The organism is Pseudarthrobacter sp. (assembly GCF_036675385.1).
In the GTDB taxonomy this organism is placed as follows: Bacteria; Actinomycetota; Actinomycetes; order Actinomycetales; family Micrococcaceae; genus Arthrobacter.
In genome coordinates this window covers 1-3,981 of record NZ_JAKFFD010000211.1, presented here as the reverse complement: position 1 = coordinate 3,981, position 3,981 = coordinate 1, and the positions used below count along the sequence as shown (strand labels likewise).

3 protein-coding genes are annotated in these 3,981 nt (G+C 67.0%); all 3 read left to right on the top strand.

The annotated features are described in order from the left end of the window. A partial coding sequence (locus V6M49_RS17540; protein WP_332762363.1) for a DUF3459 domain-containing protein occupies positions 1 to 868 on the top strand: 868 nt, incomplete at its 5' end. A 128-nt stretch (positions 869 to 996) separates the two neighbouring features. Continuing rightward, on the top strand, positions 997 to 3,657 hold the full coding sequence (locus V6M49_RS17535) for a hypothetical protein (protein WP_332762361.1): 2,661 nt from the start codon (positions 997 to 999) through the stop codon (positions 3,655 to 3,657). Between the two features lie 51 nt (positions 3,658 to 3,708). Further along, a partial coding sequence (locus tag V6M49_RS17530) for an aldo/keto reductase (RefSeq protein ID WP_332762359.1) occupies positions 3,709 to 3,981 on the top strand: 273 nt, incomplete at its 3' end.

Below are 3,981 nucleotides of genomic sequence, written 5' to 3'. Positions count from 1 at the left end.
CGCCAACGGCTACGGCCTCGCCGGGCAGTGGAGCGACGACTTCCACCACGCGGTGCACGTCAACGTCAGCGGCGAGACCGCGGGGTACTACGGCGACTTCGCGTCCCTCGGCGTCCTGGCCAAGGTCCTCAAGGACGGCTTCCTGCACGACGGCAGCTACTCCAGCTTCCGCGGCCGCCATCACGGCCGGCCCATCAACACCTCGCTGGTCCACCCCGCGGCCCTGGTGGTGTGCAGCCAGAACCACGACCAGATCGGCAACCGGGCCATCGGGGACAGGCTGTCCCAGTCCCTGCCGTACGGTCCGCTGGCTGTGGCGGCAGTGCTGACGCTGACCTCGCCGTTTACGCCCATGCTGTTTATGGGTGAGGAATTCGGTGCCTCCACGCCCTGGCAGTTTTTCACGTCGCACCCCGAGCCGGAGCTGGGCAAGGCGACGGCGGAGGGCAGGATCCGCGAGTTCGAGCGCATGGGGTGGGATCCCGCCGTCGTCCCCGATCCGCAGGATCCCGAAACGTTCCGGCGCTCCAAGCTCAACTGGGCGGAGGCCGCTGACGGTGACCATGCGCGGCTCCTGTCGCTGTACCGCTCGTTGACCGCGCTGCGGCGCGCGTATCCTGACCTGGCCGGCCTGGGGTTCGCGGAAACGGACGTAACGTTCGACGACGACGCCGGCTGGCTGCGCTTCCGGCGCGGGTCCGTGGAGGTGCTGCTGAATTTCTCGGCGTCGCCTGTGCGCGTGGACGGTGTGCGGGGCACGGTGCTGCTTTCGACGGACCAGGACACTTTACTGGACGGGGATGCGTTCCTGCTTCCGGCACACAGTGGGGCGGTTCTGACTACTGGGGCAGAAGTAACCTCGAGTTAACGTAGACACTGGAGTTACCCGGGCGTACTATTCGCGTACTGACCAGCCGTGATGGGCGGCTCGGTGGTGTGCGGGCGATGGAGGCCGTCATGGGTGACCCAGCGAATAGCGCGTCGAAGGTTCCGCCCATGCTTGAATTGCGGATCCATGGCATCCGCAACACCCCGCCCCACGAGCTCCTCCGATCGGGGAAGCGGTCACTCAAGCCCGACGACGTGGAGCTCTCCTGGGGTGACGAGCTCGCGGGCTTTTACCGGGCCAAAGTCGGGGCGGGCGCCGGAGCCGAAGGCACCGTTGTGGACGCCGGTGCAAGTGCAGGTGCTGGTGCAAGCGCAGGAGCCGGTGCCGCGGCAAACGGTGGCAGCCGCCGGGTGGTGGAGGCGTATTCGTGGGGGCGGCTGGCTCGCTTCACCGGGGTAGGAATGGCCGGGAAGGTCGCCGACGCCGCGGTCCGGACGGCCTGGTTCCTGCTGATGCCCTTCGGGCTGACCAACGCCGCCTACTGGAGCCGGCCGCTGCCCGCCGTTAAGCAGCAGGCGGTCATCGATCCAGTGACCAGGCAGGCGGAACCGCGCATCGACTACGGGGACAACAAGCCTCGCGGGCACGACGGAGCGGGACGGATCAGGCTCTTCGCGCTGGGTCTGACCCTGTACTTTGTGGTGACGGCGGCCGTGGTTTCGATGGACCTGATCGCGGTCCAGTGTTTTCCCGCCGACATCCCGGACCAGGAACGCCGCGTCTGCTCCGCGCTGCCGGCCTTCCTGGACGGCCTGGCCGGCTGGACCCGCGGACAACGCGTCGTCATGTTTGCCCTGATGCCCATCGTGTCGGTGGCCGTCCTGGCAGCCATCGCCTACCTGGCGCGGACCCGGTTCCATCCCCGGCCGGACCTCGGCAATGGCACCCGGGTAGTGGCCGGCAGCAGTGTCGAGGAAATAGCAGCGCTCCCTACCCTGATGATCCGGAATCTGTGGGAAGCGCGTAAGGAGATCCGCTACAACGGGTGGCTGCACGTGTGGGCGGCGCTTGCCGCGGTTGGCGCCATCATCGCCTGGGACGGGCTCTGGACACGGATCGATGGCGTTGCCTGCGGAAGCCTGGGCACATTCTTCACGGAGTGCGCCCTTCGTATGGCGCCCGGGCGAATCGGCCTGAGTGGCATCGCGATGGTCTTCGCATGGCTGGTCGCGGCCGGCGCGGTGGTGCTTGCGGGGATTGAGACGGTCCGGAAGTCCCCGGACAATCCGGACATGCCGTCCCGGGACGGATCATCATTGATGGGCTGGATTTCCGGCGGAGCCATCATCAGCGTCCTCGCGGCCGGTCTGGCAGCCGTTCTCTCGGGTGCTCCCGTCGGCGGCGTCCCGGGCGCAACGCGGATGCTGGGCCTGGGCACCGCTCCGGCCGGGCTCATGTTCGTGATGCTGGTGCTGATCCTCACCATGAGCCGGCTCCGAAGGGAGGGCTACGACAAACGGACCCTCGGCTGGCGGGGCAAGGGCTCGGCGGTCTTCTCCACCCTTGCCCTGGGAGCGGCAACCATTCTGAGCTGCGCAATTGTGGGGGCTGCCGCCACGGTACTCCAGCGCAACCTCGAGCGGCGGGCTGCCACGGCTGACGGGATGTGGCGGTACGGGTCCATGGCCGGTGACGTCCTGATGCCGCCGTCGGTGTTTTCGCTCTTCAGCGGGCTGCTGCTGGGAGTGATCGTCGCGGGTGCCGTCGCCTGGGGATGGTGCACGTGGCGGGCCGTGCGTTCGATGACCTGGAATACGCAGGAAGCCGCCGTCTCGGAGCTGCTCTCGGCCTACTCTGCCGATCCGCCCCTGCCGCAGCAGGAAGCGGCCGGCCGCAAACTGGTGGCCGCCCGGCGGACCGCGTCCCTCGCCCACCGGGCGGAGGCCGTGGTGTCGCTGCTGGCCGTCCTCATTTTCCTGGGGCTGCTGTCAGCCTTGATTCTGGGCACCTTCAAGGACTGGTGGAATTCCGGCCCGGGGGCAGGGCTTTACAGGCTGATCGAAAGCATGGGCGTCCTGGGTCTCGCTGCGGCTGGCGCCACCATTGTTGCGCTTGCCGTGATGTCGGCCAAACCGAACTCCCGGCCACTGGCACTGCTCTGGGACCTGATGTGCTTTATGCCCAAGACCGCCCACCCGTTCGGTCCCCCCAGCTACGGCGAGCGGGCGGTCCCCGAATTTGCCGCCAGGATTGCGGCGTGGCTGGATGGCACGGACGGCGCGCCCCCTGCCAAAACCGGCATGGTGGCGATCTCGGCGCACAGCCTTGGCGCGGTGATCGCCGTCAGCGCCTTGTTCCATCTGAAGTCAACGCGGCCGGATTTGCCTTTCAACCGGATCGGCCTGCTGACCTACGGCACTCAGCTGAGGTCCTATTTCGGCCGGTTCTTCCCGGAACTCCTGGGTCCGGCCGTGCTCGCCACCGCCCCGGTGGGACGGACTAAGCTCACCGCGGCCGGAAGCCCGGACGATGAGCGCATGGTGACCGGCGAACCGACCGTTCAGTTCGACGTGAACCTCAGCCACGTCCTCGGGGCCGGTCCGAATCGATGGGTGAATCTGTACCGCAAGACCGATTACCTCGGCTTCCCGGTTCTCTATGAAGGTCCGGGAGGTGCCGAGAACGTCGGGACAGATCCCTACGCGCAGGAGATGGATCCCTTCACGTACCAGTTCCTCGTAGTAAGCCACAGCGACTACCTGCAGGCGCCCCAGTACGATACGGCGATTGCCGCCGTCGTCAATTCCCTGCCGGCTCCGGAGACGTAACCCGGGGCCTTGCGGTCTGTAGCGCGCGTCACAGATGGCAGGATGGTATGTATGACTTATTCAGCCGCGGAAGACCGCTATGAATCCATGCCCTACCGCCGCGTCGGACGCAGCGGACTGAAACTGCCGGCCATTTCCCTGGGCCTGTGGCACAACTTCGGCGACGACAAGCCCTTCGAGGTGCAGCGCGCCATCCTGCGTCGCGCCTTCGATCTGGGCGTCACCCACTTCGACCTCGCGAACAACTACGGTCCCCCTTACGGCGCCGCCGAAACCAACTTCGGCCGCCACTTCAAGGACGACTTCAAGCCGTACCGCGACGAA

Coding starts and splice junctions, on each gene's coding strand:
- V6M49_RS17535 (WP_332762361.1), top strand. CDS start 997: ATGCTTGAATTGCGGATCCATGGCATCCGCAACACCCCGCCCCACGAG.